The organism is Paraburkholderia sp. RL17-347-BIC-D, from assembly GCF_046027915.1.
In the GTDB taxonomy this organism is placed as follows: domain Bacteria; phylum Pseudomonadota; class Gammaproteobacteria; order Burkholderiales; family Burkholderiaceae; genus Paraburkholderia.
In genome coordinates this window covers 81,173-105,454 of sequence record NZ_JARESS010000023.1, presented here as the reverse complement: position 1 = coordinate 105,454, position 24,282 = coordinate 81,173, and the positions used below count along the sequence as shown (strand labels likewise).

Here is a 24,282-nt window from a genome sequence, read left to right as displayed (position 1 = left end):
GCCCGGCGATCGTGAACACATCGGTGCACAAAGCGGCACCAACTACATCAGCGCCAAACTGAAGCAACCGGCTGACGGCTATCGTCTCGGTTCGACCAAGTCGAAAAGTTCCTCCAGAGTCATGTCACCGACCAGATCCACAAGCAATCCGTAGAACACGCGATCGAAAAGTGCTTCCGCCTCTTCTTCCGTGAGTTTGTCGCCATGAGCCCTGACTATCGCCTCAGCTGCGGCGTCCGCCGAATCGAGCACGGCTTGCGCTTGTTCCTTGTTCATACAACGGATTTCGGCTTTTCACGCGATTACTTTAGGGTCGCCGCAGTCAGCTACAGAAGCCGGACCATGGGGCGAGGCCAAGCATGGAGTCACGCATTCGCATCGCTTTAGCCTTCTCCTACATACACGGAGCGTGCGGCCGCAAGCATGACTGACAAAATGAAAGACACCTGAGCAAGCTAGCAGACTTCGTGTAGCCAGGCTTTCATGCTGCGGTATGAGGCAGCCTTGAAACTTGCATCTCCAAACGCGCGGTTCGATATAGTGAAAAAAGGGCTTTGTGGGCCCTCAGCTACGTCGTCAGGTTACGAGACTTCTTGCAGTCCGGTTGCAGTCGCAGTTGAAGTCTGGCGCAGCCGTGGCAAACAGGTGTCGGAGACACCACCCGCCGGCCGAAGGCCGGCGGCCCCTTGAATAACAGTTCTCCCGCCAAAGGCATAGCAAACATATCGACCGTAGAGTTTCTATGAATGAAGAGTTTTTGATATGAGTAGCTACCAGATTTATCTTAAGACGTGCATGAGATGCGAAGCGGCTGGCAGCTCAATCCGCTCTACGGCAATGCCGACATCATCTGATTGAAGATAAATCATAACGCGCCGCAAAGGCAAGCCAGTCTTTTCTAGAAAACTCTTCCCGACCACCGCCGCCACACGCCTCGCGCCGGAATAGGTTCACCCTATGGCGGGCACATGTAACTCGTATTTCCGGCTCGCTACACCTTTCAAATAAAGTCCACGTACTGGATAAATGTTTGCTGGCGTAGCCAGTGACGGAGATGAGCATGACCGATTTCACCGCCCCGCCGACCAACCGCACCGACAGCGCAGCTGACTTTGTCACCCCTACATCGGTCGCCGCGCTCGCAGCAACACTTGACTACGATGCAGCCCCGGACGTTGGCAATCCAGTGCCGCACCTTTGGCATTGGATTTTTTTCCGTCCTGTAGTCCGTCAGTCGCAAATCGCGACGGACGGACATCCGGTTAAAGGTGGTTTCCTTCCCGACCTTGGCCTACCGCGGCGCATGTGGGCTGGCGGTCGGTTACGTTTCCACTCTCCATTGACGGTGGGAAGTCCAATCACGCGTGATTCGACCATTGCCAATGTGAGTGAAAAAGAAGGGCGAAGCGGCAAGCTCGCGTTCGTTACAGTCAAGCACGAAATTCGTTCCGGCGGTGCTTTGGCGATTCAGGAGGAGCAAGATATCGTCTACCGCGAGCCCGCAAGTCCCGGTGTTGGAAACCCGTCACCAACAGCGGCGCCAGCGAACGAGCTTTGGCATCGTGAGGTCATGCCAACAGAAGTGTTGCTCTTCCGTTACTCCGCCCTTGCTTTCATTGGACACCGCATTCACTACGACAAGTCTTACACAACCGAGGTTGAGGGCTATCCGGACCTCGTGGTCCATGGCCCGCTCATCGCGACATTGTTGATGGACCTCCTTCGCAGGAATCAGCCACAGGCCACGGTGCTCAATTTCTCCTTCAAGGCGGTACGCCCGAGTTTTCTGTGCAACGCACTACATCTCTGCGGACGCCCATCTCCGGACGGAAAGACAGTAGAACTCTGGTCGAGAGACCACGAGGGGTGGCTCACGATGTCTGCCAGCGCCACGCTTGCCTAATGCCCCATACGCTCATATAGCCAGGAAAAAACTTCTCATGATCAACATCTCAGCAGATCCGTATCAGGACATTCGGGAAGCGGTGCGCGACCTGTGCCAACAATTTCCCGCAGAGTACTTCCGCAAGATAGACGAAGAGCGCACCTACCCCGAAGCATTCGTCGAAGCGCTGACCAAGGCCGGCTGGTTATCCGCTCTGATCCCCCAGGAATACGGCGGCTCGGGCCTTGGCCTCACAGAAGCGTCTGTGATCATGGAGGAAATCAACCGCTCTGGTGGTAACTCTGGCGCATGTCACGGGCAAATGTACAACATGGGAACGCTGCTTCGTCACGGGTCGGCCGAACAGAAGCAACAATACCTCCCAAGAATCGCGTCAGGCGAGCTGCGTCTGCAATCCATGGGCGTTACCGAGCCGACGACTGGTACTGACACAACGAAGATCAAAACAACCGCAGAGCGCAAAGGCGACCGCTATGTCGTCAACGGACAGAAGGTCTGGATCTCCCGCATCCAGCATTCGGATCTGATGATCCTGCTCGCTCGCACAACCCCGCTTGCGGACGTGAAGAAGAAGAGCGAGGGTATGTCGATTTTCCTCGTCGACCTACGCGATGCAATTGGCAATGGCATGTCCGTCAGTCCGATTCCCAACATGGTGAACCATGAGACCAACGAACTGTTCTTCGACAATCTTGAAATCCCCGCCGAAAACCTGATCGGAGAAGAGGGCAAGGGTTTCAAGTACATTCTCGACGGCCTGAACGCTGAAAGGACATTAATCGCCGCTGAGTGTATCGGTGACGGATATTGGTTCATTGACAAGGTTTCCCAGTACGCGAAGGATCGCGTGGTGTTCGGGCGTCCGATCGGCCAGAACCAAGGCGTGCAGTTCCCGATTGCCCGCGCCCTCGTCAATGTCGAAGCAGCAAGCCTGATGCGATACAAGGCGTGCGAATTGTTCGATGCCCATCAACATTGCGGCGCGCAGGCGAACATGGCCAAGCTGCTTGCGGCGGATGCATCGTGGGAAGCTGCCAATGCTTGCCTCCAGTTCCACGGTGGTTTTGGATTCGCCTCCGAGTACGACGTCGAGCGCAAGTTTCGCGAGACACGTCTCTACCAGGTAGCGCCCATCTCGACGAATCTGATCCTGTCGTACGTCGCCGAGCATATTCTCGGTCTCCCCCGCTCGTTCTAACTGGGGAATTCCATCATGCGCCCACTCGAATCAATCAAGGTCATCACGTTTGAACACGCCATCGCAGCGCCGTTTTGTACGCGGCAACTCGCCGATCTCGGCGCACGCGTCATTAAAGTTGAACGACCCGGCACTGGCGACTTCGCTCGCAGTTACGATGAGCGCGTTTCCGGCCTCGCTTCACATTTTGTCTGGACGAATCGATCCAAGGAAAGCATCACGCTGGATGTAAAGCAGGATGAGGCAATTGATGTCGTGCACAGGTTACTGGCTGACGCCGATGTGTTCGTTCAAAATCTGGCACCCGGAGCAACTCAGCGTCTGGGACTCGACTACGAGACCCTGAGCAAAAAATATCCCCGCCTGATCGTCTGCGACATCTCCGGTTATGGTCTGAACGGTCCGTTTCGTGACAAAAAGGCCTATGACCTGCTGATTCAAAGTGAGTCCGGCTTTTTGAGCATAACCGGCTCCGAGAATCAGCCCGCCAAAGCTGGCTGTTCAATCGCCGACATCGCGGCAGGAATGTACGGCTATACCAACATTCTCGCCGCTCTTCTGGAGCGTGGGCGAACCGGTCGGGGAAAACACATCGACATCTCCATGCTGGAAAGCATGGTCGAATGGATGAGCTATCCGCTGTACTATGCAATTGACGGTCAGACGCCACCTCGCCAGGCAGGAGCATCGCACGCGACCATATTTCCGTATGGACCGTTCAAGGCCGGTGACGGAAAGACAGTCATGCTGGGTTTGCAAAATGAGCGCGAGTGGAAGAGCTTCTGCGAGACGGTCATCCAGAAGGCGCAACTTCAGACCGATGAGCGCTTCAGTTCAAACAGTCGTCGGGTCAAGAACCGCGATGAACTCTCGGACCTCATTCTGGAAGCTTTTTCATCCCTGAGCGCAGCGCAGGTCATCAAGCGTCTGGAAGAGGCGGGCATCGCTAACGCTAGCATGAACGACATGCAGGCCGTGTGGAATCACGAACAGCTCGCGGCCAGAGGAAGATGGACGAAAATTCAGACTCCGGCGGGAGAAATACCTGCGCTCTATCCACCCGGCGTGGATCCGACGGAAGAGCCACTCATGGGCAGTGTGCCGGCGCTTGGCCAGCACTCTGAAACCATTCTGCGTGAGCTCGGTTTCAACGATTCCGAGATCGTTGCAATGCGTGAGGCGGACGCAATCTGAGCCGAAAAAGCTCTCGTGTCCCGTGCAAGAAGACTCCACATATGTCGATTGCACAATAATCAACGGTCATACGCAGTGCGGGCGGGCGTCGGAACAGCCCCGCCCTCCTCCTCTCAAGTGCCAGCGTTTGATCTCAAGACGCCTTCCGATGGCCTGGCCCCGCTCTTATCCTACTCCAGCGAGTAGCGCCGATCGTGACGCCCCTGCCCGCATCCGGATCCATGTCACGGCGGCACGTCTCCTTAGATCGACACCCGGAGAAAGCGCATGCTGAACGCTGTAGGACGCGCAATGCCGGCATACATTGAAGAGGGCTTGGGGCGGTGGTATGCCAAGTGCAACACGCCTGCCTATGATTCGCCGCGAAGGATATTCAACCGGAAATACGTGCAACGTCCCGCAAAGTCACCCCCTTCCAAAGATCCAGCGCGACTTGCTCCGAAATTAGCTTGATCATTGTCTGGCGTACAGCGAACGTCGCTGCGTGGATGGGCGAGCCGTTCGGCCAGCATATGCTGGCCGGGCGCTCGATCGTCGGCTCGGTGATGCGTCGCATTTTGGGTAGTCGGGCCGTATCCCATTGCGCCACAGCCGACGCAGGCAGAATTGTGCAAGCTTTTCCTGAATGCGCAATCGCTATCATCGTAGGCAACGAATCGATGTCAGCTACGATATTTAGATCAAGGTTTTCCCGGAGAAAAGTGCGCTCTAGTAGAAGCCGTAGCCCATTAGATACCCCGGGAGCAACGAGCCGCACGCCGGAAAGCTTCGACAGCTTACAGGTCGTTGACCGAGCCGAGACCTCGCCGCCAGGTTCGCCCATGAGGTACAACGCTTCGTCGAGGACTGGTAACGCGGTAATACCGGGAGTATCGGACTCGCGAAAGAGGATCCCAAGATCCAGACGGCCATTAGCCAGCAGCTCGTTAAGATAGCCGCTCATACTTTCGAAAAATTGCAGCCTGATCCCTGGATATGTTTCCTGGATCCGGTCAAATAGAGGCACCGCCAGTACCGACGCCATGGTTGTCGGAAGGCCGACCGCCACTGTGCCTGACTCAGCACCAACGCCTTTGGTCACCTCTTGCTTAAGCTGTTCCATCTGGCGCAACACGAGCCGCGCGTGACGATACATCGCGTCTCCGGCAGATGTTGGAGTAACACCATGATTGCTGCGCAGCAAAAGAGGCACGCCTAGTTCCTCCTCGAGACGTGCCATTTGCTGGCTGAGCGAGGGCTGAGCAATGAAAAGCTTTTCAGCTGCTTTTCCAAGGCTACCGTAGTCGACAATACTGACGAAATAGCGAAGCTGCCTGACGTCCATAATGGAGCAATATTTTGTATGTCTTCATAGGATACACCTATGGGTGTTTATCCAAAGCTATCTCGCCCCTTATTTATCAGCATAGTTTCTGACCTGCTCACGTCGTGGCCATGCCAGCCGCGACAGGTTCACCGTGTTGACTTTAGGCATGACTCGCATGACAGTGGCGCCATGCGGCCGCTTACATGTTCGGATAGTTCGGACCGCCGCCACCTTCAGGCGTCACCCACACGATGTTCTGCGTCGGGTCCTTGATATCGCAGGTCTTGCAATGCACGCAGTTCTGCGCGTTGATCACGAGGCGCTCGTTGCCGTCGTCGTTCTTCACGAACTCGTACACCGCTGCCGGGCAATAGCGCGACTCCGGCCCGGCGTAGGTCTGCCAGTTCACGTTCACCGGCACCGACGGATCTTTCAGCGTCAGGTGAGCCGGCTGGTTCTCTTCGTGATTCGTGTTCGAGATGAACACGGAAGAAAGACGGTCGAACGTGAGCTTGCCATCGGGCTTTGGATACGTGATTGGCTTGCACTGCGACGCGGGCTTGAGCATCTCGTGATCCGAATGCTGGTGATGCAGCGTCCACGGCACATTGCCGCCCAGCAGCTTCTGCTCGATGCCGACCATCAGCGTGCCGAGGTACAGGCCCTTGCTCATCCACTGCTTGAAATTGCGCGCGCGATGCAGTTCAGTGTGCAGCCACGACGTCTTGAAGCTTTCCGGATAGGCGGTGAGTTCGTCACTGGTGCGTCCTGCCTGTACGGCTTCAAAAGCCGCTTCAGCAGCCAGCATGCCGGTCTTGATCGCCGCATGCGAGCCCTTGATCCGCGATGCGTTCAGGAAGCCCGCATCGTCGCCGACCAGCGCACCACCGGGGAACACCAGTTTCGGCAGCGACATCAGGCCGCCGGCGGTAATCGCCCGCGCGCCGTACGATACGCGCTTGCCACCTTCGAGCACCGCGCGAATCGCCGGATGCGTCTTGTAGCGCTGGAATTCCTCGAACGGCGACAGGTACGGGTTCGTGTAGCCAAGGCCCACCACGAAACCCACCACCACCTGGTTGTTATCCATGTGATAGAGGAACGAGCCGCCGTAGGTGTCGTTCTCCAGCGGCCAGCCGGCGGTGTGCATCACCAGACCCGGCTTGTGCTTCGCCGGATCGATTTCCCACAGTTCCTTGATGCCGATCCCGTAGACCTGCGGATCGGCGCCTTCGCGCAGCTTGAATTTGTCGTTCAGCTGGCGGCCGAGGTGACCACGCGCGCCTTCGCAGAACAGAGTGTACTTCGCGTGCAGCTCCATGCCGAGCTGGAAGTTCTCGGTCGGCTCGCCCTCCTTGCCGATGCCCAGGTTGCCGGTCGCAACGCCTTTGACCGAACCATCGTCGTTGTAGAGGATTTCAGCAGCAGGAAAGCCCGGGAAAATCTCGACACCCAGCGCTTCAGCCTGCTGACCCAGCCAGCGCGTGACGTTCGCGAGACTGATCACATAATTGCCGTGGTTCTTGAAATTGTCCGGCAGCGCCCAGGTCGGCACGCTCTTCGAACCGGTTTCCGTCAGGAACAGGAACTTGTCCTCGGTCACATCCACCGTCAGCGGCGCGCCTTTTTCTTTCCAGTCCGGGATCAGTTCGTTGATCGCGCGCGGATCCATCACTGCACCGGACAGGATATGAGCCCCGATCTCCGAGCCTTTTTCCAGTACGCACACGCCAATCTCGACGCCTTTTTCCGCTGCCAGCTGCTTCAGGCGGATCGCCGCGGACAGGCCAGCCGGGCCGCCCCCGACGATCACGACGTCGTATTCCATCGACTCGCGTGGACCGTATTTTTGCTGGAGAGTCGTACTATTGTTCATCAGCTTCAGGGAAAGAGATGGGGTTTGAGAGACGTCTGATCAGCAATCTCGGGGATTAGCATAGCATTGGCAAAATAGACGCGATGCACGCAGCGACGATGAGCACATCGATTAGTGCGTGAGGTCCTACACAACCTAAGCGTGGGGAACTGTCAAAGCTGCTGCTAACATTGAAAAATACGATGAGCAGACACCAAAAGGCTGGCGTGGAACGCTTCAAACAGGTCATTGGCACGACCTCCATGGCCGCCCATTGAGCGTCTAACGTCAGGCTCGTGCCAGGTTCATCACCCGCTGTGCCTGCAGGACAACGGGTCGGTCAACCATCTTGCCGTCAATCGAAATGGCTGCGCCATTTGCTTTCGCGGATTCGTCGAGGACACGTTGGGCCCACACTACCTCCGAATTGGATGGCATGTAGCACGCGTTCACGACCGATACCTGTTTGGGGTGAATGCACAGTTTTCCGCCAAAGCCCCATCGCTTTCCTGTCGTCGCCTCGGCAGTCAACCGATCGGTGTCGTCGATACTCGGCGTCACTCCGTCGACGGGAGGCTGGATCCCTGCAATTCGAGAAATCATGACCAACTGCGCGCGGAACGAGTCCAGTTCATGTCCGTCGGACGCCATTCCCATGTCAGCGATAAAATCAAGAGTACCGAACATGAGCTGCTGTACAAAAGGCGCTTTAGCAACTTCTAACGCGTTCCACATTCCTTTCGCAGTTTCTATTAACGGAAAAACGGGTAACTTGGCCCGAGTCACCGAAAGCAAGGCAACCACATCCGATGCACTTTCAGCTTTGGCCAAGATCACACCCGCGACGCCGCGGAGCTTTAACAATTGCGCATCCTCAGCAAACCACGGTGTACTCCGTGCGTTGACCCGGATGAGAATCGGCCGCTCCGGGCCTACCCATTCTGCCACTGCGTGACGGGCTTCCGCCTTTGCATCAGGTGCGACGGCATCTTCAAGATCGACAATTACAGCATCTGCACCGCTCCCAAGTGCCTTGTTGAAGCGATCCGGCTGGCTACCGGGTACAAACAGAAACGACCGGTGTTGCGGCTGATTCAACTGTGACATTTTTGGTTCTCATAGAGCAAAGTGGAGTGCACGCGCATCAGATCGCGTCAGCGAGTTCCGGCACTACCGCAAACAGATCGCCCACCAGACCATAATCGGCAACGCTGAAAATCGGCGCTTCTTCGTCCTTGTTGATCGCGACGATGACTTTGCTGTCCTTCATCCCGGCCAGATGCTGGATAGCGCCGGAGATACCGACCGCAACATAGAGTTGCGGTGCGACAATCTTGCCTGTTTGCCCGACTTGATAGTCGTTCGGTACGAAGCCGGCATCGACCGCTGCGCGCGACGCACCTAGTGCCGCATTTAACTTGTCGGCCAGTGGCTCGAGAACCTTCGTATAGTTCTCGCCGTTGCCCAGGCCTCGACCACCCGAGACAATAATCTTCGCCGAAGTCAGTTCCGGACGGTCCAGCTTCGTCACTTCACGACTCACGAACTGTGACAGGCCGGTGTCTGCTGCAGCTTCGATCTTTTCGACCGGCGCGCTGCCACCTTCGGCCGCGACCGCGTCGAAGCCGGTCGAACGGACCGTGATGACCTTGATCGGGTCAGACGATTGCACTGTAGCAATCGCATTGCCTGCGTAGATCGGGCGTTCGAACGTGTCAGCCGAGTCCACTGCGGTGATGTCGCTGATCTGCGCAACGTCGAGCTTCGCTGCGATACGCGGCGCGATGTTCTTGCCGTAGGCAGTTGCCGGTATGAGGATATGCGTGTAGTTCGACGCGATGTTCATAACCGTCGCTTCGACGTTCTCTGCTAAGCCCGCTTCGAGTTGCGGCGCATCGGCCAGCAGAACCTTGCTCACGCCTGCAATCTTTGCCGCAGCATCTGCTGCACCTTTTGCGTTGTGCCCTGCTACCAACACGTGAACGTCCCGAGTGCTAAGTGTGGCAATCAACGCAGCAGCAGCCACTGTATTAAACGTCGCAGGCTTCACCGACACGTTGTCGTGTTCCGCAATTACCAGAATCGTCATTTCGTCCGTCTCCTTAAAGCACCTTGGCTTCTGTCTTCAGCTTCTCGACCAGCGTCTTCACATCCGGCACCTTCACACCGGCGGAGCGCTTGGGCGGCTCGACAACCTTCAGCGTCTTCAGGCGCGGCGTGACGTCGACACCCAGATCTTCCGGCTTGACGACTTCCATCGGCTTTTTCTTCGCCTTCATGATGTTCGGCAGCGTCACGTAGCGCGGCTCGTTCAGGCGCAGGTCGGTGGTGATGACTGCGGGTAGCTTTAAAGACAGCGTTTCAGCGCCGCCATCGACTTCGCGCGAAACGGTCGCCTTGCCGTCAGCGACGACGACCTTCGAGGCAAACGTCGCCTGCGGCAAACCAGCCAGCGCAGCCAGCATCTGGCCGGTCTGGTTCGAATCGTCGTCGATGGCCTGCTTGCCGAGGATGACCAGTTGTGGCTGTTCCTTGTCGACCAGCGCCTTCAGCAGCTTCGCCACGGCCAACGGCTGTAGCTCTTGCGAAGACTCGATCAGGATCGCGCGATCCGCGCCGATCGCCAGCGCCGTGCGTAGCGTTTCCTGCGATTGCGTCACACCCGCCGACACAGTGATCACTTCTGTCGCCACGCCCGCTTCCTTCAAACGCACCGCTTCTTCAACCGCGATTTCGTCGAACGGATTCATCGCCATCTTCACGTTCGCGATGTCGACGCCCGTACCGTCCGACTTCGCACCGACCTTCATATTGGCATCGGCAACTCTTTTGACTGGGACCAAAATCTTCATCGTCTACTCCATATTTATTGGCCGCGCCACACAACCCGTGGCGCGATGATATTTCGGCCCGTCTACGATGGAAGCGGCATTTCGATCAGCCTTTAGCATAACGTCCCATCACCCGTGGGCGCTGCGATCCCATCGGTGAACCCACATTGGAACTGCAGAAGCCCAACGCTGCAAATACGAGTTAGCTTTGCCTGCCATAAGCTGCCCCTATGGCCGATGAAATCGGCATTTGCCGAAATCAAGCCAGAAGCGGGAAAGGCTTACCTAGGAATCGGTGAATGTCGCCCTGGTAACGAACCTAGAGTCTCTGAGCGGTAAAGTAGGTCAAAACTGTGGAGCCGTTCAGCGCGTTCGTACAATCTTGCTTCAACGCGAGAGTTTAGATCGATACTCACACCAACCATCACTGTGCGGTTCGTGCTGCAAGTGAAACGACCGAGTTCCCGGAACCAGAGACGCATCAAAAATGCGCCGTACGCTGAAAATCTTGTGGTCGGACGAACGCCGCGTGCCAAACGCGAGCCCCCAACAAGATCTTTGAACGAATACGCAGAATTTGTGAATGTTCGAGCATTCCCCCCCCGGGTACCACGACCCTATACTTTTCGTACCAGGCTGAGGCCCGCTGGAGAACTCCCAGCCCCCCCGATTCATACTATCGAAAGGAATTTCTTCATGTCGACGACTCGGGGTCGCTGCTTCGTTGCCTCTCCTTCGAAAGCACAGGCTCCGGACACGTCGAGAACACCACATCGACGGGCTTAAATGGTGGTGGCGAATCAAAAGTTCTAGTCTGGCATCAAGTTTGCATGCCATCTCCACACACTTACTGTACGAGGCCAATGACAACGTGCTCGTGACGCGAATCCTTTCCCGTGCTCGGTCCACATCACCTTCGCCGACCGCGTGACAAGCACCCAAGCAAAGCCTCAATCAGCGACCTAAAAGGCAGCTTCGCGATTCGCAGAGGCCTTCTTTTGTGCCGTAGAGTCCGCAGCCAAGCAAGCGTCCGTTGTCGAACTAGACAAGATTGTTATCCGCCTCATAGCGCAGGGCTAATTGCGCAACCCCGGGCGATACGTCGCCGAACAACTGGATTTCACCAAATCCATAGGAGTCTAAAATGAATTATTCACTGGAAGAAAAGGTCGCTGTGATCACAGGCGGCACGACCGGTATCGGCTTGGCGATTGCCAAGATGTTCATTGAACAAGGGGCCAAGGTCGTTGTGACAGGGCTCGAGCAGGAAGAGCTTGACCGGACCATCGAAGTACTCGGGCCGCACAGCTTCGGCGCCAAGGCGGATGCCGCAAGCCTCACCGAGATGGATGCGCTGCTCAGCGATGTGAAGGCAAGGTTTGGAAGGCTTGACGCCGTAGTCCTCAACGCCGTCAAGGACGAACACGCCCCACTGGGTAAGATCACCGAGGCACAGTTCGATAAGATGGTCAGCATCAACTTGAAGGGCGTGTTGTTCACAATTCAGTCTGCAATGCCGCTGATGCAAAACGACGGGTCGATCATCCTCATCGGATCGACCGCTTCCGTCGCGCCGCCCGCTGGCATGAGCATTTATGGCGCGATTAAAGCGAGCTTCCGCGGCATGGTGCGAGCCCTGATTCAGGACGCAAAGGGTACTGGTGTAAGGATTAACATCCTGAGCCCGGGTGCGGTCGACACGCCTTCGCTGCGCAGAGCGCTTGAAAAAGCAGCTGGCGGTCCGGAACAGGCCGACGCCATCGTCAAATCGATTTCGCAACGGAGCCCGTTGGGCAGAATCGGCGACGCGAGTGAAATCGCCAAGGCGACGGTGTTCCTCGCCAGCGATGCATCAAGCTACGTCAATGGTGTGGAACTGTTCGTCGACGGTGGGTTGACCCAGGTGTAAATCTGAGTCCGACCGATCCATCTTCGCAAAGATGGATCGGTAGCGCTTCGGCGCCATTCCCGCCGCCCGCTTGAACGCATTGCTAAACGCGCTTTCAGATGAGTAGCCCAAGGACCGGGCCAACTCAGACATCGACATGGCGCCATCGCGTAACTCATGCTCCGCATGGCGCATCCGCAAGGTCTGCAGATAGGTAAGTGGCGGGACACCTGCAATCGACTTGAAGCGAGTGGCAAAGCTGGTGCGCGACATCGCCACCTCTTTTGCCAGTTCACTGAGCTGCCACGCCCGTCCAGGCTCGCCGTGCATGAGACGCAGGGCCGGCGCGATGCGCTCATCTCCGAGGGCTCTGATCCATCCCACTACGTCAGGCCCAGAGGCCTCAAGGTACGAGCGAACAAACTGAACGCACAGGAGCTGCGCCAGTTGTCGCGATGCCAACATAGCTCCCGGCCGATCGGCAGCAACCTCGTTCACTAGCTGATCCAGCAGCCAGCGCATTGCCGAGGCTTCAGACGAGTCACTTCCGATGTGTATGAGGGGCGGCAACACCTCCGACAGGAGCTTGCCACGCTGCGGATCTAGTGCAATGTGGGCACCAACGGCGAAGAAATCGTCACCAATACCTGCGGTCGCCATTCCAGCCGTCGCATCCGCGAAGACTCCGAGACCGTCGAATTGAGGGGCGTTCAGATCACCGGCGAGCACGAAGACGCTCTTGGCCGGCAGCACGAATACATCGCCCGTCTTAACCCGAAGCGCTGCAGCCTGACCGTCAAGACGAAGCCAACAGTCACCTTTTACAACTGCAACGAGTTTGATCTTGTTTGGCGGAGGGAATCGCAGCGCCCAGGATCCGCCAGCCGCTAAGCTGCCGACCTCCACGCATCGGGCGCTGGTCAAAGTCAGGATGTCAGTAAGTGGGTCGTCCTGCATCCGTAAACTATGAGGTACATCTTTAGAAATTGCAAGCTGCCGTAGTCTGAGCTGCGAACGCAGGAGCCGCAGTCACATTCAGATCACGACACCTATTTTGCCGAAATGCTGGCCGCTTTGCTGATAGCGAAATGCCGCCGCCAACTGTTCGAGCGCGAAAGAGCGATCCAGTACCGGGCGCAACCGAATAGTTTCGATGGCACGGATCATGTCAAGTTGATCTCTGCGGCTACCTACCGTCAAGCCTTGCAATCGAATCTGGTTAAGCATTATGCGCGCCGTTGAGACCTTGCCCGCCAGCCCGGCAAGCACGCCGATCATCGCTATGTGCCCACCCATACGGCACGCGGTGATTGATTGGTCAAGGGTGTCCGCACCGCCGACCTCCACTACATGGTCCACTCCGCGGCCGCCAGTCCAGACCTTCGCCGCTTTACCCCACTTGGGCTCTCGCTTGTAATTGATCAAATAGTCTGCACCCAGCTCGCCCAATCGCGCCAGCTTCTCGTCAGAGGACGAGGTAGCGATCACCGACGCGCCTATGGCCTTCGCGAACTGCAGCGCAAATACCGAAACACCGCCGGTACCCTGCACAATTACTGTGTCGCCGGGCTTAAGTGCGCCGTTGCCAACAAGCGCGCGCCACGCCGTGAGGCCTGCGCAAGGCAGCGTGGCTGCTTCGGCGGGTGACAGACCGACGGGTGCCAGTGTCAGCGAAGTAGCGGGCACGACAGCAAACTCACGCGCGTAGCCGTCTACATGTTCGCCGGACACAATCGCCGCCTTCCAGTTCGTTGGATGACCTTCCAGCCAGCGACGAAAGAACGTGCCAAGCACCGCATCGCCGACGTTGAACTCGGTTGATGGCTCATGCACATTATTCAACGCTGGCGGTCCAACTTCGACCACTTCGCCCGCGCCGTCAGACATTGGCACTCGTCCCGGCTCCGTTGGAATGGCACCGACAGCAACGAGATAGTCGTGGTAGTTCAACGAACTGGCCCGCACGCGCACCAACACTTCGCCGGGCCCGGGTCGGCCGGGGTCGCACTGATCTATTCCGAGTGTGTCCAGGCCCGCCGGTGCTCCCATACGCATCGCTCTCATTCACTTCTCCAAGGACGTAGAGCAGTTGAGGACTACGCGGGCGGATGAGACGGGTCTTCAGTCCCCCCTTGCGGCAAAATTTCCGTGAGAAACTGAACGAACGCCCTTACCTTCGGATTCCTGCCTTGTGCCTGTGGGTAAACCGCCCATACAGTCTGCCCTTTGGCAACGTAGTTCGTGAGGACCTGTTCAAGACGGCCGCGTCGCACGTCAAAATCGAACAAGATCGAAGTGCCTTGCCCAAGCCCGAGACCAGCAAGGACCGCCTCACGATAATTGTCGCCGTTGTCTACCAGCAGATTGCCCTGGATGGGGACAAGACGCTCGCCTTCGGGCATCTGAAAAAGCCAGGCCCGGCCGCCGTGAAAGACTTCCGCTCGTAGGCAATTGTGAGCGGAAAGCTCTTCGATACTTTCGGGTCTTCCATGGCGATCGAGGTAAGCAGGCGTTGCGCACGTAACGCGTACATTGCGGGTCAGGGGGCGCGCCACGAGGCGTGAATCGGGAAGATCGCCGCCCCATACCGCCAGATCGATCCCCTGACTCACAAGATCCTGCAACCCATCTCTTTGAGTAATCCTGAGATCAACCCGTGGGTAGCGGCTCAGGAACATCTCCAGTCGCGGCACGACATGCAATCGAGCAACGACGACCGGCAGTTGAACGTGCAAACGTCCGACCGGCTGCGCGTTGCTCTCGGCGAGATCGAGTTCGACGTCCTCCAGGGACGAAAGGACCTCACGGCACCGAGCCAGATACGTTTGGCCAGCTGGCGTGAGCGCAAGCTGGCGCGTGTTACGCGCGAGCAGGGTCACATTCAATTCGTGCTCCAAACCAGCAACACGTCGTGTCAAGATCGAAGCAGTCACTCCGAGTTGGCGCGCGGCAGCAGCGAAGCTACCTTGCTCGGCGACGACAATAAACGATTGAATAGCGGAGAACTTGTCCAAGATAGGCGAAGTAATCGGAGTTAGGCTTTATCTCGGGAGATGCTCGAGAAACGATTGTGGGTTGCCTCGAATGCTTCATCGCCCCTTAAATACTGGCGCCCTCTTCTCTGTAAAGGCGTTACAGCCTTCAACGAAGTCTTCGCTGGCGAAGCAAGCCGCGATCGCATTGTCCCACAGTTCCACGTTCCGCTCGGCAGGATTTCGGTCCAGATCTCGATCAATAAGTTTGATGGCCCTCACGGTAAGCGGTGCAGCCTTGACAATGCTCGCAGCCATGCTCTCCGCCCGTTCAGTTAGCTCAGAAGTCGGAACGACCGCATTGACCAATCCCATGTGCAATGCCTCTTGCGCCGAAAACTGTCTGCCGGTAAGGAGAATCTCCTTCATGAAGGCGGGACCGACCAACGACCGGATTTTATACATGCTATCTGCAGGATAGCCCACGCCAAGCTTCACTGCGGGAATACCGAAAATAGCGTCGTCAGCCGCGATCCTCAGATCGCAACAAGTCGCCAAGGCCAAACCACCTCCCAGGCAATATCCGCGGATGACAGCAACCGTTGGTATGGGGCAGTCCCAAACAGCCCGGTACGCCTCAAGCGCGCTCCTTTCCACTGTGCGTACGGCGTCCGACTGCGACAGCCGGCTACGGAATTCGCGAATGTCTGCCCCAGACATGAAATCCCGGCCGCCATCGCCTTCAATCAGGATTACGCGAGCTTCCGGGTCGGCAACGAATTCAGCCAACGACGGCGAGAATGCCTGCCACATCTCGTTGGTACCTGCGTTGTGCCGGTTCACGTTGCTGACCAAAATTCTACCAACTGGACCGTCACGTTGGACAATCAGTTGTCCGCTAGTATCCATGTTGCCTCTGAGTAATAAGGTTCTTTAAAAAAGCGCACACACAATGCACCATTGCGACACTCCGCGCGCAACATCGAATTTGAGGTCGAGCTAAGCCTTCGAGCATTCAGTCTTCTGCCATTGCTCCAAAACTTCGCGCTTCGAAATCTTTCCTGTCGCGTTCGTCGGTAACGGTTCCAGGCGCAACCACCAGCGCGTCGGGACTTCGTGGCGTCCAAGGAGGCCGTTCGCGTGCGCACGCAACACATCTACCGTCACGACCATTCCCGGTCGGATTACCACTACGGCACCAACCTCTTCGCCAAGGTCAGGATGTGGCAATGGCAAAACCGCAACCTCGAGCACGCCTTCGTGTTGCAGCAGGCAGTGTTCGACGTGAGCACATGCAATGTTCTCGCCGCCGCGAATGATGATGTCCTTGGAACGCCCGAGTATATAAAGATACCCGTCAGGATCCAGCCGACCGCGATCACCAGTGCTTAACCAGCCGTCAGAGTCTACTATGGGTGTGGGATCACGAAAATAGCCACTGGTGATTGTCGGAGTGCGCACTTTTATCTCCCCGACGCCGTCCCCATCGGCATCGGCGACTTGCACCTCCACTACTGGCAAAAGTCGGCCTACACAGCCGGGACGACCTGCAACGTCTTCGCTCGAACCCGCCGCAAGCACACCCCCAGCCTCAGTCATTCCATACAAACTTCCGACGCGCTTTTTAATTGCTGGAAACGCTTTCTGCACTTTGGCCCGCAACTCGAGTGAAATGGCTGCCCCACCCATCGGTATCGAACGCACGCTGGACGTATCGAACTCCGCAAAACACTCATGCTCCACGACTCGCGAGACCATCGTCGGAACGCCACCCCACACACGCACCTTCTCTTTTTCAATCAGTTTCAATATGGACACCGGGTCAAACCGGCCTTCCAGTAAAACCAGCGTCCCGCCCGTCAACAAGGTGAGGATACTGATCTGAATTCCCCCCAGATGAAACAACGGCATGGACAAGAGGCTTACAGTACCTGCGGCGGAGAGCGAAAGCTGATCAGGCAGCCTTCCGGTCAATACCAGGAGATTCTGAATGTTGGCAATAATGGATCGATGCGAGATAACCACGCCTTTGGGGGCGCCTGTAGTACCTGACGTGAACATGATCAGCGCAGGCTCGTCCTCCATATCGCTTAAAGGCACTGGTGGCAAGAGCGGAGCCTCCGCACTCACCAGTTGCCGAATCTGCTCCATGCCAACGACTCGCTCGGCGCTTTGAATAGCAACCGAACTTTCGCGGTCGGTGATCACCATGGCTGGTTCAATAAGCTTCATGCAATTGCAGATTTCAGCTTCACTCCACATCGAGCTGCCCAGCACTGCGACAGCTCCAAGGCATTGCAGGGCCCAGAAAGAGACTAACCACTCGAGTCGGTTATAACTCAGGAGCATTACGCGATCGCCGCGGACGATGCCGCGTGCCGCCAGGAAATATGCCGTCCGGCTCACCGCGGTCTCAAACTCGCGATTCGTCAGACGCAACTCCCCTTGAACGACGACGGTCCGATCAACCCATCGCCTCGCGTCGACCAGGAGCTCAAAAAGTGACTTGGGGCGGTGCGAATAGACCAGCGAATTGTGATTCGCTACTCTTGCGCCAACGATCTCCCGAGACCAGCGTTGTGAAGTTTTCATGATTTCCGTGGTACTGACGAGCGTGGAATAGCATGTGAAAGACAACTGTACTATCTCCTCCGAGGGTGGCGCGCACAGGCGTCGACAAAAATAGCCGGCTCGGCTCAAATGACCAAAGGAACTCGGCCAATGAACTCACTCTGGCCTCTCCAGCCTCAATTGATCGGCCCGGCACCCGATAAAGTCACGTTGGAAACTGCATTGCCTTGTACTCGAGGAATTCCTCCATGCCGTAGATGCCATTCTCGCGCCCGCGACCGGACTGCTTATAGCCACCGAAGGGAGCGAGCGGATTCCAACGACCCCCGTTCACGTCGACCTGACCTGTGCGCAGTTGGCGCGCCACCTGCATGGCACGCTCATCAGTGCCCGCCCACACTGCGCCGGCAAGCCCGTAGATGGAGTCGTTGGCAATACGTACTGCGTCGACCTCGCTGTCGTATGGAATAATCGTCAGTACCGGACCGAAGATCTCCTCTTGCGCGACGGCGGCTTTCGGATCGTTGACGATGAAGACCGTCGGCTTGACGAAATAGCCGTTGCCGACGCCGACCGGCGGCTCCAAACCACCGGTAATGAGTTCAGCACCGTCGTCGATACCGCGCTTGATGCAGCCAAGGACGCGATCGCGTTGCGCGGCGGACACCAGGGGTCCCAGCTTGACACCATCGTTGAACGCCCCCCCGACGGCGTATGACTCGGCCACTAACTTCGCCATGCGACCAGCCTCTTCGAGCCGCGTTCGCGGCACAAGAAGTCGCGTCCAAGCCGCGCAAGTTTGCCCCGAGTTCAGATAGCAGCTCGACACCGAGGACTTCACCGCTCTCTCGAAATCCGCATCTTCAAGCACGAGTGAAGCACTTTTCCCCCCGAGCTCGAGTGAGATACGCTTGACCGATTGCGAACCGACCTCACTGATCCGCTTTCCAGCGGCCGTCGAACCAGTGAACGAAACCATGTCGACGTCAGGATGGCGAGCGAGTGCCTCACCAACAACGGGGCCGAACCCGGTCACAAGATTAAATACGCCCGGAGGCAGGCCAGCCTCGTGAATCACGTCAGCTAGCATGAAGGCGTTGATCGGCGCAACTTCGGACGGCTTGAGCACTACGGTACAACCGGCCGCGAGCGCCGGCGCAACTTTCATCGTAATCTGGTTCAGAGGGTAGTTCCAAGGCGTGATTGCGGCGACGACGCCGACTGGCTCGCGTACAACGACAGAGTTGCCCACTTGTTCCTGGTACGGAAACTCGCGCGCAAGTTTCGCGTAGTGGGACCACGACGCGATCGGACCTCCGACCTGGACCATGGTTGAGAACCGGAGCGGCATCCCCACCTCGGTCGCGATCGCCCGAGCCAATTCGTCCGTGCGCGCTTTCAATCCATCGGCAATCTTCTGCAGGAATTCGGCACGCCGCTCGGGAGGCATCTGCGACCAGTCGGCGAACGCGCTACGAGCTGCGTCGACCGCAGCATCAACATCTGCGGCCCCGCCCGCAGGGATCGTGGCATACAGCTCGGCAGTACTGGAGTCAGTGACCTCTGTCGTGTCAATGGATGAAGGCGCAACCCAGCGCCCGTCGATGTAAAAGTGCTTCCGTTCGATCACTGCGTGCCTCGTACAATCAGTCAGAGAGTAAATGGTGTGCCACTGCGGGGCGCGCTCAGCGCTTCGTCACGCGTTAGCGGGGGCAATAACCGCAGTGCCCCCCTCCTTGTTATTGCATGTTGAAGATCACTGTTTTCTTCTGCGTGAAGTGGTCGAGCATCGCTTCAAGAGATGCTTCCTTGCCCAACCCCGAGTTTTTTACTCCGCCATACGAGAGCCCTGGCTGGGCGACGATGTTCTGGTTGACCTGGACGAATCCTGCCTGCAACTTCTGGCTCGCATCGAGTGCGGTTTTCAAATCACGCGTCCATACCGACGCAGTCAAGCCATAACTGGTATCGTTGGCCAGACTCAAAGCCTCTTCGTAGTCGGAAAACTTGATGACACAGACCACCGGTCCAAAGATCTCTTCTCGCGCAAGCCGGCTATCGTTGGTTAGCCCAGTGAACATCACAGGTCGCACAAAGAGTCCACCACCCAGACCCGGATCCGTCGGCAACGTGCAACATTCGACGGCAGTCGCATCGGCGGTCGCACGGCCCGCTGCTATGTAGCTGCTCACCTTGTCGTACTGACCGCGAGATATGATGGTGCCAATGTCGGTGGCTTCGTCCATCGGATCACCGATTTTCATCGCGTCAACCAGCGCCTTCACCTTGGCGACGAACTCGTCATGCACGCTGCTATGCACAAGCATGCGACTGGATGCCGAACAGCTCTGCCCCTGGCGGGTAAAACGCATACCCGCCACCGCACCTGCCGCCGCTTTGTCGAGGTCGGCGTCAGGCATGACGATCATTGGACTCTTACCGCCTAGTTCAAGCGTCACGGGAATCAACTTATCCGCAGCCGTCCTGTAAATAATCTTTCCGGTCTCCACCGAGCCTGTAAAGGTAATTTTGCCCACCGCGGCATGAGCGACGAGCGGAGCTCCGCATTCGGGACCGTAGCCGGAGACAATGTTGAGCACACCTTTGGGCAGCACCTGATTCAGGATTTGGCAGACGCGCAGAACGGCCAGCGGTGCCTCCTCCGCGGACTTTACGACGACGGTATTGCCTGCCACCAGCGCCGGCGCGATTTTCATCGCCAGGATGTACATGGGCGCGTTCCACGGAAGGATGGCCCCGACCACACCGATCGGCTCTCGCAAGGTGATAGTGAGCATATCTGGGCGATGAGGGATTGTCTCGCCCTTCAACTCAGAACCGAGGCCACCGTAGAAGAGCAGCATGTCGGCAATGCCGGCGGCCTCCGTTCGGCTTTCCGTTCGGAGCGCCTTGCCCGTTTCAAGAGTCACCAGACGCGACAGTTCTTGGACATGCGCCTCGAGCAGACGCGCGCATTCCATCACCAATGCTCCACGCCTTCTCGCTGGCGTTCCGGCCCAATCCGGTTGAGCTCGTTGCGCTGCTTCGACCGCAGCATCCACGTCCTGCACAACGCTGAACGCGGCGGTGCTAATTTCCAGACCCGTAGCCGGGTTGACTATGGGAAAGGTGCGACCGGATAGAGCTGGGACGAGCGCTCCGTCAATGAGGTTGAAACCGCTCAGATTCTGCGCCAGCTTCTGGGCATCGAGAACGGGTACCAGTTTTCCATCGACCATGGTTGTCTCCATTGTTAATCGTATTGTTCAAGCGAGGGAAGCCCCTCTTCCAACACCTTACTGACGACGGTCCAGTCGTGTGCACCGTGCCCCGACGAACTCAGATGCCGGTACAGAGCTACCGCCTTGGCGCCAAAGGGTGAAGACGCGCCCACCTCTTCAGCCGCAGACGCGACCAGTTGCAGATCTTTCAACATCAGATCGGCAGCGAACCCTGGCATATATCCACGGCTGGACGGCGCGGTCGGCACGGGGCCTGGTACGGGACAGTTGTGGGTCAACGTCCAGCACTGGCCGGTTGATTGGGTAATAATGTCGTACATCGTCTGATACTCGACACCCAGCTTCTTGCCGAGGATGAACGCTTCGGAAACCGCTGCGCTGCTTACGCACGCAATGAGGTTATTGCAGAGCTTTGCGATTTGCCCGTTGCCGGAGGCGCCTGCATAAAGGACCTTCGTGCCCATTTGGAGCAAGACCGACTCGGCTCGATCAAAAGCCTCCCGCTCCCCCCCGACAATGAAGGTCAGCTTCGCGGCCTCAGCGCCGGCCTGTCCACCGGCTACTGGGGCGTCCAGCATTTGAAATCCGGCTTGCGAGACTTTCGCTTCAACGGCTCTTGCCCACTGGGGTCCGATGGTCGAACAGTCGATCAACAAAGCGCCTGGCGGCGCAAACTCAAGTACCCCGCCCTCGTCGCAATACAGGCTCATGACTTCGCCGCCCGATCGCACAACCGAAATTACAATGTCTGCTGATGCCACGGCTTCGGACAGAGCCTTTCTTGAATTACCACCTTTCGCCCGGAATACGGCGAGGGCTCTGTCGGAAATGTCAAACCCAGACACCGTATGTCCTGCTAGGACCAGGTTTGTGGCCATCGGCAAACCCATATTACCCAGACCGATGAATGCAATATTGCTCATAAAACCACCCCCTTTGTCATGACCTCTTCGCCCGCAATCAAGGGGCACATTACGACCCGGTCACAAGATGCTCGCAAACACCGCATCGCGATCATCCTGATTCGGAGTCAACATTTCAGGAACGCTGTTTGCCGTGCGCGAATATCTTGGTGCCGGACGGGGCTGCACCACGCCACCAATGTTCAGAAACACTTCACGAGCGACATTGTGAGGATGGTTCGGTGCCTCGCTCATGGAGAGGACCGGGGAAAAACATGACTCGCTGTTTTCGAAAATGTTGGACCATTCCTCTCGCGTCTTGGATCGGAATACTTCCGCCAGCTTTTCCTTCAAGTCGGGCCACGCAAGTGGGTCACGCTGACGTTCGAACTGGCTATCCCCGGTAATGCCGAGCTTTCCGAGAAGTACGGAATAGAACTCCGGTTCGACCGCTCCAATTGCAACGTACTTTCCGTCCAGCGTCTCGTAAGTCTCGTAGAAATGGGCACCTGTATCGAGAAGGTTGACCCCTCGTTCATCACGCCACACGCCTGCGGCACGAAGCGACCAGAGCATGCTCATCAGAAGCGCGGATCCATCGAGCATGGAACAGTCGACCACCTGACCCACGCCCGTTGCTCGCGCGTGGAGGATGGCGCTGACCATTCCAAACGCAAGCATCATTCCGCCGCCGCCAAAATCTCCGATTAGATTTGCAGGTGGGGTCGGTTTATCTCCGGCACGACCAAACGCATGAAGTGCCCCGGACAGTGCGATAAAGTTGATGTCGTGACCAGGGGCCTGCGAGTATGGACCATCCTGTCCCCAGCCTGTCATCCTCCCGTAGACGAGTTTCGGGTTGTCCGCGAGCAAGACATCCGGGCCAAGTCCCAGACGCTCCATCACTCCCGGCCGAAATCCTTCGACAATTCCGTCCGCTGTCCGCGCTAACGCCCTAGCCTCGTCAATACCGGCTGGCGTCTTCAGATCGACGTACACCACGCGACGCGACCGAGCGAGGATGTCTTTACTTGAATCCATAACGCCTTCACGCCACGCGGGGGGCCGGCGGGTAACCCTGATGACGTCTGCGCCGTTATCAGCGAGCATCATGCAAGCGAAAGGCGCCGGTCCAATCGCTCCAAATTCGATAATCCGCACGTCTTTCAAAGGCCCAGACATAACTCGTCCTCGCTAAGCAACCACGTTTGTTTTGAAGGCATCCGCTACCTCCTCCTCAGTCTTGCCAAATTCCTTCAGGATTTCGCGCGTGTCCTCACCGAGCGATGGCGCGCGTCGGCGGTACCCCACCGGAGACTTCTCGAATCTCACCGGATAGCTCAGTTGTCGGATCGTTCCAAGCCCCAAGTCCTCTGAGTCAAAATAAGTTCGGTTGTGTTTGACTTGCGGGTCATCAAAGAAATCGCCCATGTCGTTGACACGACCGATTGGCACGCTGAACTTCTCGGCCAACTCCACAATAAGCGCTGTTGGCATCTCGCTTGCCGTGGGTTTCATCTCTTCCCACATAGCCCCGTAATTAGTTCTTCGCGACTTGGTATCCGCAAAGCGCTGGTCATCAAGCAGATCCTCGCGCTCGAATAGTCGACACAGCCCCCGGAACTGCGCATCTGTATGGATATGGCCCATGACAAATCCATCGGCTACCGGGACTGAATAGTAGGTGTGGGGCACGGGGGCGGTCTCACGCGCACCATCCCCATCCTGGAAAAAGTGGTCTACCATCAGGTCGGGGAGCATAAAGGCCGAATATGAGTCAAGTAGTGACAGCGACACTTTCTGACCTTGACCTCCTTGGCGCTCCCTGCAAACGAGAGCAGCAAGAACCGCATTGGCGGCGGTGATCGCAGTCACCTTATCGGCGATCGAGTTACGGATCGGCGCAGGCTGCTCCTTGCTGCCGAATGCCGGCATTGTGCCGCTCATCGCCTGGATAACATGGTCGTATGCCGGGCGTGCAGCGTATGGCCCATCGACTCCGAAGCCGGATATCGAAACATATATGAGCCTGGGATTGTCTTTGCGAAGGTTTTCATAATCGAGTCCCAGGCGCTGCATCACGTCAGGGCGAAAGTTCTCGATCAGCACGTCTGAGGCCAACGCCAACTCGCGCGCCAGAGCCGATCCCTTCGACGACTTGAGATCTATTCCAATGCTCTTCTTGTTCCGGTTGAACTGGGCGAAGCCGGCCGCAACACCTTTGCGGCTCGGCTGGACCCCGCGCAGTGGATCCCCCGTTGTAGGCTCTACCTTGATGACCTCTGCACCAAGATCGGCCAGCATCTGGCCTGCGAATGGCCCAGAAACCATGGTGGCGAATTCCAGAACCCGTAATCCGCGACAAGGCCCTGACGATGACTCTCCGATCTCGATTTTCATTTCCATGCTCCAAGTGG

The 24,282-nt window shown here is 57.3% G+C and carries 20 protein-coding genes; 4 read left to right on the top strand and 16 right to left on the bottom strand.

Annotation, left to right across the window (positions count from 1 at the left end; translation table 11 throughout):
• Positions 1–78 precede the first annotated feature (78 nt).
• A complete protein-coding gene (locus P0D96_RS27565) occupies positions 79–276 on the bottom strand; it encodes a hypothetical protein (protein WP_408316574.1) in 198 nt (65 codons plus the stop codon).
• Positions 277–1,060: 784 nt separating this feature from the next.
• On the opposite strand from P0D96_RS27565, the gene P0D96_RS27560 reads away from it, so the two are divergent.
• The 3 genes from P0D96_RS27560 to P0D96_RS27550 are packed head-to-tail and all read left to right on the top strand — an operon-like array spanning position 1,061 to position 4,298.
• A complete protein-coding gene (locus tag P0D96_RS27560; RefSeq protein WP_408316572.1) occupies positions 1,061–1,903 on the top strand; it encodes an HTD2 family dehydratase in 843 nt (280 codons plus the stop codon).
• 37 nt (positions 1,904–1,940) lie between these two features.
• Positions 1,941–3,104 carry an acyl-CoA dehydrogenase family protein gene (locus tag P0D96_RS27555; protein ID WP_408316570.1) on the top strand — a complete coding sequence of 388 codons (1,164 nt, stop codon included), beginning with the start codon at positions 1,941–1,943 and terminating at the stop codon, positions 3,102–3,104.
• Positions 3,105–3,119: 15 nt separating this feature from the next.
• Complete coding sequence (locus tag P0D96_RS27550; protein WP_408316568.1) at positions 3,120–4,298, top strand: CaiB/BaiF CoA transferase family protein; 1,179 nt, start codon at positions 3,120–3,122, stop codon at positions 4,296–4,298.
• Between the two features lie 373 nt (positions 4,299–4,671).
• Here the strand turns inward: P0D96_RS27550 and P0D96_RS27545 are convergent, their stop codons facing one another.
• The 5 genes from P0D96_RS27545 to P0D96_RS27525 form a co-directional block, all read right to left on the bottom strand.
• A complete protein-coding gene (locus P0D96_RS27545) occupies positions 4,672–5,622 on the bottom strand; it encodes a LysR substrate-binding domain-containing protein (RefSeq protein ID WP_408316566.1) in 951 nt (316 codons plus the stop codon).
• A gap of 181 nt (positions 5,623–5,803) precedes the next feature.
• Positions 5,804–7,480: an electron transfer flavoprotein-ubiquinone oxidoreductase gene (locus P0D96_RS27540; protein ID WP_408316564.1), complete on the bottom strand. Its 1,677-nt coding sequence runs from the start codon at positions 7,478–7,480 to the stop codon at positions 5,804–5,806.
• A 267-nt stretch (positions 7,481–7,747) separates the two neighbouring features.
• Positions 7,748–8,566 carry an HpcH/HpaI aldolase/citrate lyase family protein gene (locus P0D96_RS27535; RefSeq protein WP_408316562.1) on the bottom strand — a complete coding sequence of 273 codons (819 nt, stop codon included), beginning with the start codon at positions 8,564–8,566 and terminating at the stop codon, positions 7,748–7,750.
• 37 nt (positions 8,567–8,603) lie between these two features.
• Complete coding sequence (locus P0D96_RS27530; RefSeq protein ID WP_408316560.1) at positions 8,604–9,548, bottom strand: electron transfer flavoprotein subunit alpha/FixB family protein; 945 nt, start codon at positions 9,546–9,548, stop codon at positions 8,604–8,606.
• A 13-nt stretch (positions 9,549–9,561) separates the two neighbouring features.
• Positions 9,562–10,311 carry an electron transfer flavoprotein subunit beta/FixA family protein gene (locus P0D96_RS27525; protein WP_408316558.1) on the bottom strand — a complete coding sequence of 250 codons (750 nt, stop codon included), beginning with the start codon at positions 10,309–10,311 and terminating at the stop codon, positions 9,562–9,564.
• A gap of 1,123 nt (positions 10,312–11,434) precedes the next feature.
• Here P0D96_RS27525 and P0D96_RS27520 point away from each other — a divergent pair.
• The gene (locus P0D96_RS27520) at positions 11,435–12,199 is read left to right on the top strand and encodes an SDR family NAD(P)-dependent oxidoreductase (RefSeq protein WP_408316556.1); all 765 of its coding nucleotides are present in this window, start codon (positions 11,435–11,437) and stop codon (positions 12,197–12,199) included.
• Here P0D96_RS27520 and P0D96_RS27515 read toward each other — a convergent pair.
• The 10 genes from P0D96_RS27515 to P0D96_RS27470 all read right to left on the bottom strand — a co-directional run bounded on the left by P0D96_RS27515 (position 12,143) and on the right by P0D96_RS27470 (position 24,265).
• Positions 12,143–13,135: an AraC family transcriptional regulator gene (locus P0D96_RS27515; protein WP_408316554.1), complete on the bottom strand. Its 993-nt coding sequence runs from the start codon at positions 13,133–13,135 to the stop codon at positions 12,143–12,145. The two genes, P0D96_RS27520 and P0D96_RS27515, sit on opposite strands and share 57 nt — an antisense overlap.
• Before the next feature lie 78 nt (positions 13,136–13,213).
• Positions 13,214–14,242, bottom strand: a complete 1,029-nt coding sequence (locus P0D96_RS27510) for a zinc-dependent alcohol dehydrogenase family protein (protein ID WP_408316552.1) — start codon at positions 14,240–14,242, stop codon at positions 13,214–13,216.
• 32 nt (positions 14,243–14,274) lie between these two features.
• Positions 14,275–15,192: a LysR family transcriptional regulator gene (locus tag P0D96_RS27505; RefSeq protein ID WP_408316550.1), complete on the bottom strand. Its 918-nt coding sequence runs from the start codon at positions 15,190–15,192 to the stop codon at positions 14,275–14,277.
• Between the two features lie 75 nt (positions 15,193–15,267).
• A complete protein-coding gene (locus P0D96_RS27500) occupies positions 15,268–16,059 on the bottom strand; it encodes an enoyl-CoA hydratase-related protein (RefSeq protein ID WP_408316548.1) in 792 nt (263 codons plus the stop codon).
• 90 nt (positions 16,060–16,149) lie between these two features.
• The gene (locus P0D96_RS27495) at positions 16,150–17,742 is read right to left on the bottom strand and encodes a class I adenylate-forming enzyme family protein (RefSeq protein WP_408316546.1); all 1,593 of its coding nucleotides are present in this window, start codon (positions 17,740–17,742) and stop codon (positions 16,150–16,152) included.
• Between the two features lie 184 nt (positions 17,743–17,926).
• A complete protein-coding gene (locus tag P0D96_RS27490) occupies positions 17,927–19,351 on the bottom strand; it encodes an aldehyde dehydrogenase family protein (protein ID WP_408316544.1) in 1,425 nt (474 codons plus the stop codon).
• Positions 19,352–19,460: 109 nt separating this feature from the next.
• Entirely contained in the window at positions 19,461–20,960 is a 1,500-nt protein-coding gene (locus P0D96_RS27485; protein WP_408316542.1) for an aldehyde dehydrogenase family protein, read from the bottom strand.
• Between the two features lie 14 nt (positions 20,961–20,974).
• Positions 20,975–21,886 (bottom strand): 3-hydroxyisobutyrate dehydrogenase, encoded by a 912-nt coding sequence (gene mmsB, locus P0D96_RS27480; protein ID WP_408316540.1) that lies wholly within the window; start codon positions 21,884–21,886, stop codon positions 20,975–20,977.
• Positions 21,887–21,946: 60 nt separating this feature from the next.
• Positions 21,947–23,047: a CaiB/BaiF CoA transferase family protein gene (locus P0D96_RS27475; protein ID WP_408316538.1), complete on the bottom strand. Its 1,101-nt coding sequence runs from the start codon at positions 23,045–23,047 to the stop codon at positions 21,947–21,949.
• A 12-nt stretch (positions 23,048–23,059) separates the two neighbouring features.
• On the bottom strand, positions 23,060–24,265 hold the full coding sequence (locus P0D96_RS27470) for a CaiB/BaiF CoA transferase family protein (protein WP_408316536.1): 1,206 nt from the start codon (positions 24,263–24,265) through the stop codon (positions 23,060–23,062).
• Positions 24,266–24,282 lie beyond the last annotated feature (17 nt).

Excerpts from the sequence above, each read along its gene's own strand:
- P0D96_RS27475 (WP_408316538.1), bottom strand. The coding sequence starts at position 23,047 with ATGTCTGGGCCTTTGAAAGACGTGCGGATTATCGAATTTGGAGCGATT.
- P0D96_RS27545 (WP_408316566.1), bottom strand. The coding sequence starts at position 5,622 with ATGGACGTCAGGCAGCTTCGCTATTTCGTCAGTATTGTCGACTACGGT.
- P0D96_RS27555 (WP_408316570.1), top strand. The coding sequence starts at position 1,941 with ATGATCAACATCTCAGCAGATCCGTATCAGGACATTCGGGAAGCGGTG.
- mmsB (WP_408316540.1), bottom strand. The coding sequence starts at position 21,886 with ATGAGCAATATTGCATTCATCGGTCTGGGTAATATGGGTTTGCCGATG.
- P0D96_RS27565 (WP_408316574.1), bottom strand. The coding sequence starts at position 276 with ATGAACAAGGAACAAGCGCAAGCCGTGCTCGATTCGGCGGACGCCGCA.
- P0D96_RS27560 (WP_408316572.1), top strand. The coding sequence starts at position 1,061 with ATGACCGATTTCACCGCCCCGCCGACCAACCGCACCGACAGCGCAGCT.
- P0D96_RS27530 (WP_408316560.1), bottom strand. The coding sequence starts at position 9,548 with ATGACGATTCTGGTAATTGCGGAACACGACAACGTGTCGGTGAAGCCT.
- P0D96_RS27485 (WP_408316542.1), bottom strand. The coding sequence starts at position 20,960 with ATGGTCGATGGAAAACTGGTACCCGTTCTCGATGCCCAGAAGCTGGCG.
- P0D96_RS27525 (WP_408316558.1), bottom strand. The coding sequence starts at position 10,311 with ATGAAGATTTTGGTCCCAGTCAAAAGAGTTGCCGATGCCAATATGAAG.
- P0D96_RS27540 (WP_408316564.1), bottom strand. The coding sequence starts at position 7,480 with ATGAACAATAGTACGACTCTCCAGCAAAAATACGGTCCACGCGAGTCG.
- P0D96_RS27520 (WP_408316556.1), top strand. The coding sequence starts at position 11,435 with ATGAATTATTCACTGGAAGAAAAGGTCGCTGTGATCACAGGCGGCACG.
- P0D96_RS27495 (WP_408316546.1), bottom strand. The coding sequence starts at position 17,742 with ATGAAAACTTCACAACGCTGGTCTCGGGAGATCGTTGGCGCAAGAGTA.
- P0D96_RS27500 (WP_408316548.1), bottom strand. The coding sequence starts at position 16,059 with ATGGATACTAGCGGACAACTGATTGTCCAACGTGACGGTCCAGTTGGT.
- P0D96_RS27510 (WP_408316552.1), bottom strand. The coding sequence starts at position 14,242 with ATGAGAGCGATGCGTATGGGAGCACCGGCGGGCCTGGACACACTCGGA.
- P0D96_RS27550 (WP_408316568.1), top strand. The coding sequence starts at position 3,120 with ATGCGCCCACTCGAATCAATCAAGGTCATCACGTTTGAACACGCCATC.
- P0D96_RS27515 (WP_408316554.1), bottom strand. The coding sequence starts at position 13,135 with ATGCAGGACGACCCACTTACTGACATCCTGACTTTGACCAGCGCCCGA.
- P0D96_RS27470 (WP_408316536.1), bottom strand. The coding sequence starts at position 24,265 with ATGAAAATCGAGATCGGAGAGTCATCGTCAGGGCCTTGTCGCGGATTA.
- P0D96_RS27535 (WP_408316562.1), bottom strand. The coding sequence starts at position 8,566 with ATGTCACAGTTGAATCAGCCGCAACACCGGTCGTTTCTGTTTGTACCC.